General features: G+C 61.2%; 14 protein-coding genes and 1 tRNA gene. 10 read left to right on the plus strand and 5 right to left on the minus strand.

All coding sequences use genetic code 11. The features are described from left to right. The first annotated feature begins 60 nt into the window (after positions 1–60). The 10 genes from OL236_RS11770 to OL236_RS11815 all read left to right on the plus strand — a co-directional run bounded on the left by OL236_RS11770 (position 61) and on the right by OL236_RS11815 (position 9128). Positions 61–152: transfer RNA gene (locus tag OL236_RS11770), tRNA-Ser, on the plus strand. Positions 153–434: 282 nt separating this feature from the next. After that, positions 435–1310 carry a LysR family transcriptional regulator gene (locus OL236_RS11775; protein WP_265070758.1) on the plus strand — a complete coding sequence of 292 codons (876 nt, stop codon included), beginning with the start codon at positions 435–437 and terminating at the stop codon, positions 1308–1310. Between the two features lie 105 nt (positions 1311–1415). Beyond that, complete coding sequence (locus tag OL236_RS11780; protein WP_320109799.1) at positions 1416–2180, plus strand: response regulator transcription factor; 765 nt, start codon at positions 1416–1418, stop codon at positions 2178–2180. A gap of 43 nt (positions 2181–2223) precedes the next feature. Continuing rightward, positions 2224–3648 (plus strand): sensor histidine kinase, encoded by a 1425-nt coding sequence (locus OL236_RS11785; protein WP_265071827.1) that lies wholly within the window; start codon positions 2224–2226, stop codon positions 3646–3648. A 56-nt stretch (positions 3649–3704) separates the two neighbouring features. Beyond that, a complete protein-coding gene (locus OL236_RS11790; protein ID WP_265070759.1) occupies positions 3705–4379 on the plus strand; it encodes a dTMP kinase in 675 nt (224 codons plus the stop codon). Positions 4380–4518: 139 nt separating this feature from the next. Next, positions 4519–5106 carry a ribonuclease M5 gene (rnmV, locus tag OL236_RS11795; protein ID WP_265070760.1) on the plus strand — a complete coding sequence of 196 codons (588 nt, stop codon included), beginning with the start codon at positions 4519–4521 and terminating at the stop codon, positions 5104–5106. Then, complete coding sequence (gene rsmA, locus OL236_RS11800) at positions 5103–5969, plus strand: 16S rRNA (adenine(1518)-N(6)/adenine(1519)-N(6))-dimethyltransferase RsmA (RefSeq protein ID WP_265070761.1); 867 nt, start codon at positions 5103–5105, stop codon at positions 5967–5969. The genes rnmV and rsmA overlap by 4 nt, the downstream gene beginning before the upstream one ends. Next, positions 5966–6742, plus strand: coding sequence for a histidinol-phosphatase HisJ family protein (locus OL236_RS11805; RefSeq protein WP_265070762.1), 777 nt, complete (start codon positions 5966–5968; stop codon positions 6740–6742). Before rsmA ends, OL236_RS11805 begins: the two co-directional genes overlap by 4 nt. Before the next feature lie 156 nt (positions 6743–6898). After that, positions 6899–7462: an alkyl hydroperoxide reductase subunit C gene (gene ahpC, locus OL236_RS11810; protein ID WP_265070763.1), complete on the plus strand. Its 564-nt coding sequence runs from the start codon at positions 6899–6901 to the stop codon at positions 7460–7462. A 1-nt stretch (position 7463) separates the two neighbouring features. Beyond that, positions 7464–9128, plus strand: coding sequence for an FAD-dependent oxidoreductase (locus OL236_RS11815; protein ID WP_265070764.1), 1665 nt, complete (start codon positions 7464–7466; stop codon positions 9126–9128). 81 nt (positions 9129–9209) lie between these two features. Here the strand turns inward: OL236_RS11815 and OL236_RS11820 are convergent, their stop codons facing one another. From OL236_RS11820 to OL236_RS11840, 5 genes are read right to left on the minus strand one after another with little or no spacing between them, the layout of a single operon-like run. Beyond that, positions 9210–10691 carry a glycoside hydrolase family 32 protein gene (locus tag OL236_RS11820; protein ID WP_265070765.1) on the minus strand — a complete coding sequence of 494 codons (1482 nt, stop codon included), beginning with the start codon at positions 10689–10691 and terminating at the stop codon, positions 9210–9212. A 15-nt stretch (positions 10692–10706) separates the two neighbouring features. Beyond that, positions 10707–12032: a replicative DNA helicase gene (dnaB, locus tag OL236_RS11825; protein WP_265070766.1), complete on the minus strand. Its 1326-nt coding sequence runs from the start codon at positions 12030–12032 to the stop codon at positions 10707–10709. A gap of 1 nt (position 12033) precedes the next feature. After that, a complete protein-coding gene (gene lonC / locus OL236_RS11830; RefSeq protein WP_265070767.1) occupies positions 12034–14088 on the minus strand; it encodes a Lon family ATP-dependent protease in 2055 nt (684 codons plus the stop codon). A 16-nt stretch (positions 14089–14104) separates the two neighbouring features. After that, positions 14105–14551, minus strand: coding sequence for a 50S ribosomal protein L9 (gene rplI, locus OL236_RS11835; protein ID WP_265070768.1), 447 nt, complete (start codon positions 14549–14551; stop codon positions 14105–14107). Continuing rightward, a complete protein-coding gene (locus OL236_RS11840; RefSeq protein WP_265070769.1) occupies positions 14502–16535 on the minus strand; it encodes a DHH family phosphoesterase in 2034 nt (677 codons plus the stop codon). Before OL236_RS11840 ends, rplI begins: the two co-directional genes overlap by 50 nt. Between the last annotated feature and the right edge of the window lie 20 nt (positions 16536–16555).

A 16555-nucleotide genomic window follows, 5' to 3' on the forward strand; every position in this document is an offset into this window, starting at 1 on the left:
TTTGCAGGCTGACGAAAACTTCATATCGACTGCGGCTTGCCGCAGGCGGATTCAAGCATTGGAGAGTTGTCCGAGTGGTTGAAGGAGCACGCCTGGAAAGCGTGTATACGGGGAAACCTGTATCGAGAGTTCGAATCTCTCACTCTCCGCCAGTGATGAAGGCAGGCGTTGTCCCGTTTCGGGGATGACGCCTTTTTTGTGTTTTGGAGCGGTATATGAGGAATTACACGCACAAACGTCCATTGTGTGGAAATTGTGCGCCGTCCTGAATGAAAGTTTGCCAATCGGTCTGCGCCCTTCGGGCTTGACTTCTTGGACTTTCATCGGAAATTCACTTGCCTTGCGAAAGATTCCCCCATATAATAAAAGACGTATACACTGTGCGGCGGCTGGATGCTGCACGGGCGCTTTGGCGCCGAAGGGGAGAAGAAAGAATGGACATCAAGGACATGCGCGCCTTTTATGCGATCGTGGAGGAAGGCAATATCAGCCATGCCGCAGGGCGGCTCGCCGTGGCGCAGCCCGCGCTGTCGAGGCAGATGAAGCGGCTGGAGAGTGCGCTCGGCGTGAAGCTCTTCGAGCGCGGCAGCCGCCGCATCCGGCTGACGGAGGCGGGGCGCGTGCTCAAGGAGCGCGTCGAGCAGATTCTAGGCCTCGTCGACGGCACGGTGCGCGAGATCCAGGACGTGGGCGAAGGCACGGCGGGCGAGGTGCGCATCGGTACGATCACAAGCTCGGGCGCGAACCTCGTGCCGGGGCTTCTGGCGGCGTTCCACAAGACGCATCCGCGCGTGACCTTCCAGATCTTTGAGGCGGAGGGCGCACGCGTCCTCGATATGCTCGACAATCGGCTCATCGAGATCGCCGTCACGCGCACGGAGGTCGAGCGCGAGAGCTACGAGTCCATTGTGCTCGCAAACGAACCGCTCGCGGCGATGATGAACCGCACGGCGTCCTGCGGTGCGGCCGAAGATTTCGTGCGGCTCGCAGAGCTTGCCGAGCAGTCGATCATCATCCCGCTTCGCTGGCAGGGCATCTTTCTTACTGCCTGCCGCAAGGCAGGTTTCGAGCCGCGCATCCTGTGCCTGAGCGACAGCATCGTACAGGATGTCCTGGCAGCGAAGGTGGGACTCGGCGCGGCGATCCTGCCGCAGTCGGCGAAGAGCCTTCTGACGGATGAATCGATGGTCTGCAAGCGGATCGTCGAGCCGGAGATCTTGACGCACACGGTGATCGCGTGGAAACGCGATCGACCACTTTCAGCGGCGGCTGCAAGCTTTTTGTCGCTCCTTCGCGAGCGACTTCTATAGGAGGCAGTAGGGTTTTCCGCGCTTCTTATAAGCCGCCGGAAGTGATGAGAGGAAGCGTTCGAACGAAAGACGCGCGGAACGCAGTGAAGAACAGGAGGATACAGCATGGCGAGAGTAGCAAAGGCAGAAAAAGCAACGAAAAGCACAACGGCGGAAGCAGTGAGTGCGGCGGAGACGGCAGAATCCCCGAAGAAGATCATGATCGTCGAGGACGAGAGGCGCATCGCGCGCTTTCTGCAGATGGAGCTGGAGCACGAGGGCTTCGAGACGGAGTCCGAGGAGAACGGACGTCGCGCCTATGAGCGCATCGTGCAGGAGCAGTACGATCTCGTTCTCCTCGACATCATGCTGCCCGATATGGACGGGCTTGAGGTCTGCCGCCGCGTGCGTGAGATCAGCGACGTGCCGATCATCATGCTGACGGCGAAGGACGATGTCGAGGATAAGGTCAACGGACTCGACATCGGCGCGGACGACTACATCACGAAGCCCTTCGCCATCCAGGAATTGCTGGCCCGCGTGCGCGCGGCGATTCGCGTGCACAAGGCGAACGAGGCGGGTAACCGCGACGAACGCGTGCTCGCCGTCAAGGATCTCGTGCTCTATCCGGGGCGCTACGAAGTGCGCGTCAAGGGCGATCTTGTTGAACTGACGAAGAAGGAGTATTCACTTCTCGAATACATGCTGCGCAACAAGCCCAATGTTCTCACGCGCGACCAGATCTTGCAGGAAGTCTGGGGCTATGACTACGTAGGCGACACGAACGTGGTTGACGTCTATATCCGCTATCTGCGTGCAAAGATTGATGAGCGTTTCGACGACAAGTACATCTACACGGTGCGGGGCGTCGGCTATGCGATCAAGGGCTAGGCGGCTCTGGCGTGCACTTTCCCGCCTGCGCTCCTCGCGCCACATGCGCATATCGACGTGGCTGACGCTCGTCTATGCGGCGGTGCTCGTCTTCGTGCTCGTGTTCACGAGCATCGTTTCCGCCATCGGCATCTATTATTCCCTCTACCACCAGGCGGAGATTGAGCTTATGCGATCGCAGGAGCATGTGCTCTCCGCGATCGAGCATGGTACGGAGATTTTTAACGAGACGGCACCCGACATGCGCCGTCGCTATCCGCTCGCCTTCGCTGTCTACGAGGATGATCTCTTGATGCCCGGCGTTGTGCTGCGCGTGACGGAGGGGGCGGACAGCCCCGTCGTCTACGAGTCGGATACGCACTACCCGTCCATCAACCTCGTCGAAGCGCACATCGACCAGCATCCGCCGCTTTGGGCGAATTCGGCGATGTACGTTTCTACCATTGGCAATACACAAATTTACTACCACAAAATCATCATCAACCAGAGTGGGCACACCTATGTGCTGCACTTCTTCCGCACGATCACAGCGGAGCGCCACTTCCTCACGACATTGCAGAAGGTGCTGACCATCACGAATCTCGCGGGCATCGTTCTGGCGCTCGCCGCCGGCTACTTCATCAGCTGCCGCATCCTGCGGCCGATCCGCACGATGACGCAGGCGGCGCGTTCCCTTGAGGTCACCGACCTTGGCCGACGCATCGCTGTGCCGCCCGTCAAGGACGAGCTTGCCGAGCTTGCTGAGACGTTCAACCACATGCTCGACCGCATACAGGCGGGATTCGAGCAGCAGCGGCGCTTCGTGTCCGATGCCTCGCACGAGCTTCGGACGCCCGTGACGGTCATCCGCGGCTACTCGGACATGCTGCGCCGCTGGGGCGCAAGCGATCCCGAAACGCTCGAAGAGGGACTCGCTGCCATGGCTTCCGAAGCCGAGGACATGCAGGGGCTGATCGAGAAGCTCTTGTTCCTCGCACGCGCTGACCAGAAGCGGCTCGCCATGCACAAGGAGCGACTGGAACTCGCGCCTCTGGTTGAGGATGTCGTGAAGAAGATGGCGCTCATCGCGACGCGGCACGAGGTCGAGCTTCTTGCAAATGAACCGGGCGCGGTCTACGCCGACCCACTGCTCATCAAGCACATGATGCGCATCATCCTCGAAAACAGCATGAAGTATACGCCCAAGGGCGGCCGCATCACGATTGAGCTGCGCCGTGGAGCGGGTGAGATGGTTCTGACGCTTGCCGACAACGGCATCGGCATCGCGAAGGAGCATCAGGACAAGGTGTTCGAGCGCTTCTATCGCGTCGATTCCGCGCGGACGCGCGGCAAGGATGCGCCGGGCGGCACGGGACTGGGGCTTTCGATCGCGCGCTGGATCGCTGAGCAGCATGCGATCGGCATCGAGCTTGAGAGTGATCTCGGCAAGGGCACGAAGTTCATCCTCCATGTGCCATGCGTGGAGTGAGCGCCGGATCTGCCCCAAGGGTGGAAAATCGCGGAAGCGTGGAGGAGGCTGGAATCTTGCAGGCAAAGGGAAAACTCCTCGTCTTGGAAGCGGGCGACGGCTCGGGCAAGGCGACGCAGACGAAGATGCTCAAGGAAAGGCTCGTCGCCGAAGGCCGCTGCGTGCGGCAGGTCGAGTTCCCCGACTATGCTTCGCCGTCGTCGGCGCTCGTGCGCATGTACCTCGGCGGCGACTTCGGCGAACGTGCATCCGAAGTCAATGCCTATGCCGCATCTGCCTTCTTTGCCGTCGACCGCTACGCTTCATTTCAGACGAAATGGCGTGCGGATCTTGAGGCGGGCGCGATCATCCTCGCCGACCGCTACACGACGGCGAACATGGTGCATCAGGCCGTGAAGATCGAGGATGAAGCAGAGCGCGAGGCTTTCCTCGCGTGGCTTGAGGATTTCGAGTACGGAAAGCTTGCGCTGCCGCGCCCCGATCTCGTCCTCTTTCTCGACATGGATCCTGCTGTGAGCCGCCGCCTCATCGCGGCGCGTGCGGCTGCAAGCGGCGCGGCACGGGACATTCACGAGCGCGACGAAGATTACCTCGTGCGCTGTCATCGGGCGTCGATCAATCTTGCCGCGCGCTGCGGCTGGCAGCGCATCCGCTGCAGCGAGGCGGGCGAGCCGCTTTCGCGCGAGGCGGTGCATGAAAAAATTTACGAAGCGGTGCGGCGCATCCTATGAGGAATGTACGCATAAACGTACAATCGTGCGCCGCCCGCAAAACCGCCCCCGTGGAAGGCGGAATATGATTTGCTGTGAACGAGGGCTGTGCATGAGTCGAATGGGGCTTATGCACAGCCCCTTTGTGGAAGGGAAAGATATGCTGAAAGAAGTTCTTGTTGTGGAAGGAAAGATGGACGTCGTTGCTGTCCGAAAGGCGCTCGACGCCGACTGCATCGTGACGGGCGGCTTCTCGCTGGGCAGGCGTGCGCTCGCCGACATCGAGGCGGCGTACAAGAGACGCGGCATCATCATCCTCACCGATCCGGATTCTGCGGGCGAGCGCATAAGGCGCTTTCTCGCGAAGAGATTCCCCGAGGCGGGTCATGCCTTCATCCCGAAGGAGGAGGCGACAGCGAACGACGACATCGGCGTCGAGCAGGCCTCGCCTGAGTCGATCCGCTGCGCACTCGCCAAGGTGCGCACGTGCACGATCGCACCGCGCGAAGTGTTCACGAGCCGCGATTTGCTGCTTGCAGGTCTTTCCGGCGGCGAGGATGCGAGTCGGCGACGCGCGCGCCTCGGCGAGCGGCTCGGCGTAGGCTGGGCGAACGCGCGCACATTCTGCAAGCGCCTCAACAGCTACGGGGTGACGCGCGAGGAGTTCGAGGCGGCGCTGGCGTCATTGGAGGACGGCGCTGAAATGGCTGCCGTGCGAAATGACGAGGCGAAAGGAGGCGCATTATGATCGCTCCCGAGATTGCCAGTCCTGCCGTCACGCGCCACATTCTGAAGGCTTTCGGCCTTCGCGCCTCGAAGCGGCTCGGGCAGAACTTCCTCGTCGACGGCTCTGTCGTCAAGGACATCGTGGCGGCAGCGGAAATTGAAGAAGGCGACCGCGTCTTGGAGATCGGCCCGGGCATCGGCACGCTGACGCAAGGACTTCTCGAAGCCGGTGCACACGTCACCGCCGTCGAACTCGACAAGAAGCTGCCCGCCGTCCTCGCCGAGACGCTCGCCGCCTACGATCATCTGCGCATCGTGCCCGGCGACATCTTGAAGACGGACATCCGCGCTCTCATGGAAAATCAGCCGTTCAAGGTCGCGGCGAATTTGCCCTACTACATCACGACGCCGATCCTCCTCGCACTTCTTGAACAGCATCTGCCCCTCACACACATCGTGACCATGGTGCAGAAGGAAGTGGCGGAGCGCATGATCGCCGCGCCCGGTTCGAAGATCTACGGTGCGCTCTCCGTCGCCGTGCAGTACCATACGGAGCCGCGCATCGTGCGCGAGGTCGCGCCGCGCTCCTTCATTCCTGCGCCCGAGGTCGCCTCCGCTGTCATCGCGTGCCAAAAGCGCGAGAAACCGCCTGTAGAGGTAACCGACGAGCGCATGTTCTTCCGCGTCGCGCGCGCCTCCTTCGGACAGAGGCGCAAGACGCTCGCCAACGCGCTCCTCGGCACGGGAGCGTCGAAGGACGCCGTGCGCCGTGCGCTGGACGCGGCCGCGATCGACGAGAAAAGGCGCGGTGAGACGCTGAGCCTTGCTGAATTCGCGCGCCTTGCCGACGCCTTTTCTGCCATGCAAACGGAGGGAGAACGATGATATTCGACAGCCACATGCACACGGAAGTCTCCGCTGACTCCGCGATGAAGGCCGAGGACGCACTCGAAAGAGCCGCAAAGCTCGGCATCGGCGCGGTATTCACCGAGCACGAGGACATGGACTTTCCGGGCGAGAAGGACTTCACCTTTTCGCCCGAAGACTATTGGAAGAAGTACGAAGCGCTTCGCGGCAAGGGAGAAAGGCTTCGGCTCGGCGTTGAACTCGGCATGCAGGAAGGCCTTGCCGAAAAGAACCGCATCTTCCTCCTTCGAGCGCCCTTCGATCAGGTCATCGGCTCCATCCACACGCTCATGGGCTTCGATCTCTACTATGAAACGCTCTACGAGGGGCGCGAAAAGGACGAGGTCTACCGGTTCTATCTCAAAACGATGGCGCATTGCGTGCGCTCGCACGGCGAGTTCATCGACATCCTCGCGCACATCGACTACATCGCACGCTATGCTGCCTACCTTGATACGGAACTGACCTATGCGGTTTACGGCGAAGAAATCGACGAGGTGCTCACAGCGCTCATCGAGACGGACACTGTGCTTGAGCTGAACACGCGCCGCTTCGACGCGCCGCAGGGCAAGTCGTCACTCGTGCCGATCTTCCGTCGCTACCGCGAGATGGGCGGGCGCGAGGTGACGCTCGGCTCGGATGCGCACAATGCGGCCGCGATCGGCTTCGCCTTTCGTGAAGCGCACGAGATGGCAGAATCTCTCGGGCTTCGCGTCGTAACTTTTTTTGCCCGCAGGAAGGAATATTGCTGAACCTTAGCGAATTTTAAGAGGAAAGTTGACCGATGGGGGATGGAAGCAGACGTGAATGAAAATTTATTTCAAAAAATGCTTGACAGCCGCCGTATGCTGTGATATCCTTTATTCATCAGCTAACAAATAATAGTTATTCGCTAGGAGTGATTGAAAATGTCGTTAATCAACAAGGAAATCGGAGATTTTGCTGTACAGGCTTACCAGAATGAGGCCTTCCGCACGGTGACGAAGGCGGATGTGCTCGGCAAGTGGAGCATATTCTTCTTCTATCCGGCAGATTTCACGTTCGTTTGCCCGACGGAGCTTGAAGACTTGGAGAACAACTACGCGAAGTTCAAGGAAGCGGACTGCGAGGTCTATTCCGTCTCGTGCGACACGCACTTCGTGCACAAGGCATGGCATGACCATTCCGAGCGCATCAAGAAGATCACCTACCCGATGCTCGCCGATCCGACGCACGTCCTTGCGCGTGACTTCGATGTGCTCATCGAGGACGCCGGCCTTTCCGAGCGCGGCACGTTCATCGTGAACCCCGAGGGCAAGATCGTCGCCTACGAGGTGAACGCGGGCAACGTCGGCCGCAACGCGGACGAGCTTCTGAGAAAGCTGCAGGCATGCAAGTTCGTCGCGGAGCATGGCGACGAGGTTTGCCCGGCGAAGTGGCAGCCCGGCGGCGAGACGCTGAAGCCGACGCTCGACCTCGTGGGAGCGCTCTGAGATGGCGGCGGAAAAAAACGAGCTTTATGATGCAGTAGTGATCGGCGGCGGCCCTGCGGGGCTGACCGCCGCGCTTTACTTGGCAAGAGCCTGCTGCCGTGTGCTCGTGGTGGAGAAGGAGACTTTCGGCGGTCAGATCGCCCTGACGGCGGAGGTCGTGAACTATCCGGGCAGCGACCCTACGAGCGGCGCTGACCTCACGGCGAAGATGCACCGTCAGGCGGAAGGCTTCGGCGCGGAGTTCCTGCTCGCCGAAGTCAATTCGCTCGAAAAGAAGGGCGATACTTGGCATGTGCATACGAGCCGCGGCGACTATGAAGCTTTTACCGTACTGCTCGCGACAGGCGCACATCCGCGCCAGATTGGCTTTGCGGGCGAGAAGGAATTTCGCGGGCACGGCGTCGCCTATTGTGCGACGTGCGACGGCGAGTTCTTCACAGGCAAGGATGTATTCGTCATCGGCGGCGGCTTCGCAGCGGCGGAGGAGAGCGTTTTTCTCACGAAGTATGCGAAGCATGTGACGATTCTCGTGCGCGAGGAGGACTTCACATGTGCTCCCGCCACGGCGCAGCCCGCACGCGACAATGAGAAAATTTCGATTCACTTCCAGACGGAGGTCGAGTCGGTCGAGGGAGACGCCCTGCCGCGCAAGCTCACATGGAAGAACCTCGCGACGGGCGAGCGAACGGTGTTTACACCCGAAGGCGGAGATTCCTTCGGGGTGTTCGTGTTCGCGGGCTACCAGCCGTCGACCGATCTCGTCAAGGGACTGGCGGAGCTTGACGAGCATGGCTACATCGTGACCGACCGCCAGCAGCGGACGACGGTCGAAGGGCTCTATGCGGCGGGCGACGTCTGCATCAAGCCGCTCAGACAGGTCGTGACGGCGACGGGCGACGGCGCTCTCGCCGCGACCGAGATGGAAAAGTACGCCATGAAGATGGAAGAAAAGACGGGGCGGAGGACAGATCACAAGGTGTGCCGCGCCGCGCAGCACACAGCGAAGGACACGGGGAAGGACACGGGGAAGGGAGAGGCAGCGGCTCCGACGACCGGCCCCTTCACGGCCGACATGAAGAAGCAGCTCATGACGGTCTTTGATCGCATGGAGCGTCCTCTGCACCTTGAGGTCGCGCTGAGTGACGATCCGCGCTCAAGCGAGCTTCTCGACTTCATGACGCAGCTCGCAGAGATGACGGACAAGCTGTCCGTCGAGATCACAGGCGGCATGGGCGTGCCGAACGTGCGCATCTACAATGCGGACGGCAGCTGGGCGGGACTCGCTTTCCACGGCGTCCCCGGCGGGCACGAGTTCACGAGCTTCGTGCTCGGCCTCTACAACGCTTCGAGCGCCGGACAGAAGGTCGCCGACGAGGATCTCGCACGCATTGAGAAGATCAAGGAGGATCACCATATCACCATCATGGTCAGCCTCTCGTGCACGATGTGCCCCGAACTCGTCACGAGCGCTCAGCGCATCGCGACCCTCAACCCGCATGTCAAGACGGATGTCTACGACTTGAGCCTCTTCCCCGAGATCAAGGAGCAGTACAACATCATGAGCGTGCCGTGCTTCTTCATCGACGACGACGCAAAATTCTACTTCGGCAAGAAGAACATCTCGCAGCTCCTCGACCTGCTCGAACAGGAAGAAGCGAACGCATGAATTGACAAAGTGTTTGAAGCATAGAAAAAAGCCGCAGCCGACGCAAAATTGCGTCGGCTGCGGCTTTTTTTGCCCATTTTCTCAGAACCTGTACTTTCTCTTCTGCTGCTTGAGCTCTCCGTAGCGCAGGCGGTCGAGATCCCAGATCGATCCCATGACCTTTTCCATCGGGGCGTCGGCCTCGACGGAGAAGACGGGAGCGACGTCCTCTTCGGGGAATACGAGGAAGGAGGCGACCTCCTCGCCGTTCTGGAAGAAGATCTCGATGGCCGTGCGGTCGATGAAGATGTTCATGGCGAGCGAGTGATAGGTGTAGAGCTTGAAGCTCCGCACGCCGCGGCCGCCGAGCTTCATTCCCTCGCGGCTGATCTCGACGATGTCCGTCTCGCGGTTGTAGCTGATCTTCACCTTTTCCCTGCCGTAGCGAAGCTCGATCTTGATGCGCTGGGCGACGCCCATGACGATGTTCATGAGGATCTCCGAGCAGTAGGCAAGCTCCGTCTTGAGGGACGGCACGGCGCGTCCCGAAAGTTCACGCGCGCTCCTCGCTACGCGAAGCGCCTTGAGTTCGGGTGCGGGTCTTGAGAAGATCTTGCCCTGCTTGAGCGTCAGGACGCGCGGCAGGGTCAAGGTGTGCATCCAGCCGTGCTCTCCCGTCGGATAGTCCTCGTCCTTGTGCGGCATGCTCAGCCAGCCGAAGAGCAGCGCACGCCCCTCGTGCACGCCCACATGTGGCGCGAAGAAGTCGAAGCCGCGATCGAGCTCGTGGAACTTGCCGTGGATCATCTCGCGTCCCGCAAGAGACAGATGCCCCACGATGTAGCCCGATTGGAAGAGGTTCTGCCAGTCGAACTCGCGATCGGAGAGACCGCGCGGCGAAAAGAAGAGCACGTCGTGCTTGCCGAAGGAGAGGAGTGCCGGGCATTCCCAAACCTTGCCGAAGAAGCCGAGCTGTGTCTTCAGCTCGCCGGCAAAGTGGAAGAGTCCCTTCTCCTCTCGATAGAGCAGAAGGCAGCCGCGTGCGTCGTCTGCGGGCGCCGCCTGTGCGCCGAGGAGCGCGTAAGCGTGGCTGTCGCGCACGAAGAAGTGCGGCCCTTGGAAGAGGTCGGTATAGCCTTCGGGCTGCTCCTTGATGAGCGTCATGTCCTTACGGATGACGCCTTCCTTTGTCATCGTGCCGAGGATCTGGCGGTTTGCCCTTTTCCCGTTTTCCTCGCGTCTGCCCGTGTAGAAGACGCGCAAGTTCCCGCCGTTGATGAAGGCGCAGCCGGAGCCGCAGCCGCCCTTATCGTTGTCGTCCGTCGGCCACAGGACGAGCTTCGGATCGGTCCAGTAGACGAAATCGCGCGTCTTGAATTCGACCCAGCCCTTGTTCTTGTCCTCGGTCGAAAAGGGATTCCACTGGCAGAAGAGATGGTACTCGCCCTGGAAGAAAACGAGTCCCTTCACACTGCCCGTGAAGCCGAACGGCAGTTCCAGATGAAAGCGGTTGCGCCAGCGGTGACCCGCATGGTGCAGCTCGTCCTTCAAGCGGGCGTCAAGTTCCTTCTTGTCGTATTCCATCGTGTCCTCCTAGGTCTATTGCATGCGTGAGAGATTGCCGAACTTCGTAAACTGCTTGAGGAACGTAAGATCGACGGTGTCGACGGGGCCGTTCCTGTGCTTGGCGATGATGACTTCCGTGATGTTCTTGTTCTCCGTTTCGGGATCGTAATAATCCTCGCGGTAGAGGAACATGACGATGTCGGCGTCCTGCTCCAAAGAGCCGGATTCGCGCAGGTCGGAGAGCATCGGACGCTTGATCTGGCGCGACTCGACGCTTCTCGAAAGCTGCGAGAGCGCGATGACGGGCACGTTCAGCTCACGCGCGAGTGCCTTTAAGGAGCGCGAGATCTCCGAGATCTCCTGCTGGCGGTTGTCGCCGCTCTTGCTCGTGCGCCCCTGCATGAGCTGCAGATAGTCGATGACGATGAGCGAAAGCCCGTGCTCGGCCTTCAGGCGACGCGCCTTCGAGCGCAGTTCCATGACGGTGATCGAGGGCGTGTCGTCGATGTAGAGCGGCGCGGCGGAAAGCCGGTTCGCCGTGTCGATGAGGTCGCCCCATTCCTTTTCCTCCAGCTCGCCGACGCGCAGGCGCTGCGAGTCGATGCGCCCTTCCGAGCACAGGAGACGCTGCACGAGCTGCTCTTTGCTCATTTCCAGGGAAAAGAAGGCGACGGGCTCTTTCGCGCGCAGCACGACGTGCGCCGCGATGTTGAGCGTGAATGCCGTCTTGCCCATCGAGGGGCGTGCGGCGACGAGGATGAGGTCGGATTTCTGCAGCCCCGCCGTCAGATGGTCAAGCTCCGTGAAGCCCGTCGGCAGTCCCGTGATGCTGCCCTTGTTGTTGTAGCGCAGATCGATTTGCTCCAAGGTGTCGAGAAGGATGTCCTGCAGCGGCACGAAGTCCTTGCTGCGCTTGCCCGAAGCGACTTGGAGGATGCGCTTTTCCGCGCTGTCCATGATGTCCTCGACTTCGTCGGCGCTCTCATAGGCGGCGCCCGCGATTTCCGTCGCGGCGTTGATCAGCGAGCGAAGCTGCGCCTTCTCATGCACGATGCGCGCGTGGTAATGCACGTTCGCCGCCGTCGGCACGGAGTTCGCAATCAAGGACAGCGCGGGGATGCCGCCGATCTTCGCGAGCTTGTCCGCCTTCTTGAGCTGCTCGGTCAAGGTCACGAGGTCGACAGGCTCCGCGCGCTCCTTGAGTTCCATCATGGCCTCGAAGATCAGACGATGCGTCTCGCGGTAGAAGTCGTCCGCCGACAGTTCCTCGGCGGCGGTCGTCACGGCATCGGGCTTTAAGAGCATTGCGCCGAGAACGGCCTGCTCGGCCTCGATGCTTGCGGGCGGCATGCGATCCATTTCAGACGGCCTCCTTTGACTTTTCGAGCGATGATTCAGCGGAGTTTTCCGCGTCAATCGTCGCGCTGTCGGCGCGGTCTTTTTTGCTGGTCTGCGGCTTTTCGAGTTTCAGCCGCAGCGGCTCGCCGTCCGCCTCGGGCGCAAAGAGCACGGCGAAGGCTTCCTCCGCTGTCTCGACGGCGTGGATGTCAAGCCCCAAGTGACCCTCGGGGATGTCCTTGTCGTTCTCCTTCGGGATGACGAGCGTCCGGATGCCCGCCTGCTTCGCGCCGTACGCCTTTTCAAAGACGCCGCCGACGGGGCGCACGCGGCCAGCGAGTGAGATTTCGCCCGTGACCGCGACGTCCTGCCTGAGCGGCTTCTCCGTCACGGCGCTGACGAGCGCCGCGAGGATCGCCGTGCCCGCGCTCGGGCCGTCGATGTTGCCGCCGCCGATGACGTTGATGTGCACGTCGTAGTCGTGGATGCTCTTGCCCGTCAGATGGCGCAGCACGGAGGCCGCGTTGAATACGGAGTCCTTCGCCATGCTGCCCGCCGTCTCGTTGAAGCGCACCTGTCCCTTGCCCTTTTCCTCGGCGGGGAAGACGACGGCCTCGATCTCGATGACAGAGCCTAGGAATCCCGCGACGCCGAGTCCGAAGACGTGCCCGACCTCGGGTTTCTTCGAAGCCTTCTTCGTCACGAACTGGTAGAGGCGGCTGACCTGTGCGACCTCGTAGATGTCGCCCTTGGAGATCTTGACATCTTCGCCTTCTTTCGTGCGCGAGAGCGCGAGGCTGTAGGCGTCGGCGAGGATGTTGATCGCCTTGCGGCCTTCCGTCGTATACTCGCTGATGAGGCGCACGACTTCCTCTGCGACCTCGACCTTGAGCTTCTTCGCCGCATTCTGCACGATCTCCTCGATGTGCTTGGGCGTCAGAGGCTCGAAGTAGATTTCCGCGCAGCGCGAGCGCAGCGCAGGGTTGACGTGCGAGGCGTCGCGCGTCGTCGCGCCGATGAGCACGAAGTCGGCCGGTGCGCCCTCCTCGAAGAGCTTCCGAATGTAGGGCGGCACCTTCTCATCCGTATGGTCGTAGTAGGCGGACTCGAAGAAGGCACGCTTGTCTTCGAGCACCTTCAGGAGCTTGTTCTGCAGCATTTCGTCCATCTCGCCGATCTCGTCGATGAAGAGGATGCCGCCGTGCGCTTCCGTGACCATGCCGGGCTTCGGCTCGGGGATGCCGCCGTCGGCGAGGTCGCGGCGCGCACCTTGATAGATCGGATCGTGCACCGAGCCTAAGAGCGGGTTCGTCATGTCGCGCGAATCCCAGCGCAGCGTCGTGCCGTCCGTCTCGACGAAGGGCGCGTTCGCGGCAAAAGGCGAGTGCGCCTCCTTTTTGACGGCTTCGAGGACGATGCGCGCCGCCGTCGTCTTGCCGACGCCCGGAGGCCCGTAGAGCAGGAGGTGCTGCGGGTAGGGCGAGGCAAGCTTCGAGGCGAGCGCCTTGACGGCACGCTCCTGGCCGACGATCTCTTCGAGCGTCTTGGGGCGCAGAAGCTCCATGACGGACTGCGTGAGGTGAACCTTTTCGAGCGCTTCGAGTTCCTCGCGCTTCTTCGCCGCCTGCGGCGACTCGATCGCGCTTTTCTCGTCCTTCAAGACCTGCATGCGGATGTCCTGCACATAGTCCTGATGGTTCTCTTCAAGCTTTTCCTGAATCTTCTGCTCGATTTTGTCCTCCATGCTGCGCCGCGCCATGATGTCGGCGATGCGCTCGGAAAGCTCGACGAGGATGGCGGGAATCTCCGACTCCGTCGGCACGCGCTCGATCGTCGGGTTCTCGTAAACGATGCGCTCAAGCGCAAGAACGCGCTCGCCGCGAACGGGCGAGCGCATGAGGCGCATGGCATCCATCTTGCCCGCCTTGATGACGAGCCTGTCCGATCCCGCCTCGTCGGCGAGAATCGAATAGAGCGCGTCGATCTCGCGGTCGAGGCGCTCTGCCGCTGCGTCGGCCTGAGGTTCAGGCGCGGGCGCAGCGGGGCTTGAGAAAAGACGCTTGAAAAATTTCAGCATGATACCTCTTTCCTCTTCATTCGGCAACGACGAGAACGCGGATCGTGCTCTGAATCTCGGGATGCACCTTGATCACTGCCTCGTACTCGCCCGCGCCCGTGACCTCGCTCTTCAGCGAAATCTTGCGGCGGTCGACGTCGATGCCGTGCTCCTTGGCGAGCGCGTCGGCGACATCCTTGCCCGTGACCGAGCCGAAGAGCTTGCCGCCTTCGCCGATGCGCACGGCGACCTTGACGCTGACCTTTTCGAGCTGCGCGGCCAGAAGGTGCGCCTCGTCGGTCGCCTGCTGCTTCTTCCTTGCGGCGGAATTCGCCTTCTGCTTCGCCGTCTCAAGGTTCGCTGCCGTCGCTTCGACGGCGAGCTTCTTGGGCAGCAGGAAGTTCCTGCCGTAGCCTTCCGAAACCTCGACGATGTCACCCTTGCTTCCGACCTTCTTGACGTCCTGCTGCAATATCACTTTCATCTTTATCATTCTCCTCTATATGTTTCTCACTGATGGCGATGGCGCGTTCCTCGATCGAGGCGAGCGGCTCGCCCTTGACCTGTGCGCCCGCGACGTTCTGATGACCGCCGCCGCCGAAGCTTTCCATGATGACCTGCATGTTCAGCTCGCCCGTAGAGCGGGCGCTGATGCCGACGGTGTCAGCGTCGAGCTGGAAGAAGACGAGGCTCATGCGCACGCCCTCGATGCGAAGGAGCGCGTCTGCGACCTGGCCTGCGATCGCCTGCACATTCGGGATGACGGCAGGGAATCGTGCCGTGATGAGTCCGCCGGGGAAAAGACGCGCTCCCGCTTTCGCCGCGGAAAGCGCCTTCTCCGTATCGAAGTCCGCACGGAAAAGGTGACGTACGACGACGGGATCCGCGCCGCCTCGCCGAAGATAGGCCGCCGCCTCGAAGGTGCGGATGCCCGTCTGCACGGTAAAGTTCTTCGTATCGACGACGATGCCCGAATAGAGCGCTGTCGCCGCGAGGCGCGAGAGCACGAGGTCGTCGTTGAAGTACATCAAAAGCTCCGTCACAAGCTCGCTCGTCGAGCTCGATGCCGGCTCGATATAGACGAGCAACGGCGACTTGATGAAGCTCTCGCCCGAGCGGCGATGGTGGTCGATGACGATGACCTGCGCGATGCGCTCTAGGAGCACGGGCGCGGCGACGAGGTGCGGGATGTGCGTGTCGACGACGAAGAGCACGGGATTCAAGGAATCGATCGTCTCCAAGTCCTCGGCACGAATGAGCAGGCCCTCGTATTCGGGCGCGTCCCGCAAAAGATCGGTGAGCTTGTCGATGCCCTCATTCATATCGCTCAAGACGATATGAACGGGCTTTTTGAGTTCGTGCGCCATCTTCGCCACGCCGATCGCTGCGCCGAAGCAGTCGAAGTCCTCGTTGTGGTGTCCCATGATGAAGACTTCGTCGGCATTCTCGATGATCTCGCGCACGGCATGGGCGACGACGCGCGCCTTGACGCGCGTATGTTTCTCGACCGCCTTCGCCTTGCCGCCGAAGAACTGGTTCTTGCCGCCCATGCGCACAGCGACTTGGTCTCCGCCGCGCCCGAGTGCGAGGTCGAGTCCCGCCTGCGCTTCTCGGCCAAGCTCTTCCATCGACTGCTCTTCCGCGACGGCAAGCCCCATGGAAAGCGTCAGCGGCAGGCGGTTCGTGCTCTGCAGGTTGCGCACGCGGTCGAGGATGTCGAAGTGCTCCTCGATCGCGCGGTCAAGGGATTTTCGCTCCAGCACGGCGACGTAGAGATCGTCGCTCACGCGGCGCATGAAGCCGCCGAGTCCCTTGAGCCATTCGTCGAGACGGCGGTTCGCCTCGAAGAGCAGCGCCGTGCGCTCCGCCTCGGAAAGTCCCTGCATGACCTCGTCGAAATTGTCAATCTGGATGTAGGCGAGTACGGCGCGGCTGTTCTTGAAGAAGATGCGCATCTCCTCGTATTCCGTCCAGTCTTCCACATAGAGCGCCATGAGGCCCTGGATGTCGTCCGACGTCACGATGGGGCGGTAGCGCACCTTGTAATAGTGCGCTTCATGGGCGAACACATACTCGCCCGACGCGCCCCAGATCGGCTCTAATATGACGCCCGGCCAGAAATCCTTGAGGGAAAGTCCCGGCTCGGGATTTGCCCCCAGATACTCTTTGGCGATACTGTTCGTCCAAGCGATGCGCCCCTCGGGGTTGACGATGACGACTGCCTGCGGCAGACGCTCGATCGCGAAGTTCGTCACCTCGCTGACGTTGCGCACGACGTCGCGGCAGTAGGTGTCAAAGGCGAGCTTGCGCGCCCGGCAGCGCTCGCGCGCGAAGAGCGCGACGAGCAGCCAGACGACAAAAGCGATCGAAGCTACATAAGTGTTGTAATAAGACAGCACCAAAACAAGTGCCAGCAAAGTGGCGAGATGGACGCAGGCGTCCACCCACGCCGACAGATTTCGGGGCAAGAAAGCCACCTCCTATGAGA

The sequence above is a fragment of the Selenomonas sputigena genome, assembly GCF_026015965.1.
In the GTDB taxonomy this organism is placed as follows: Bacteria; Bacillota; Negativicutes; order Selenomonadales; family Selenomonadaceae; genus Selenomonas.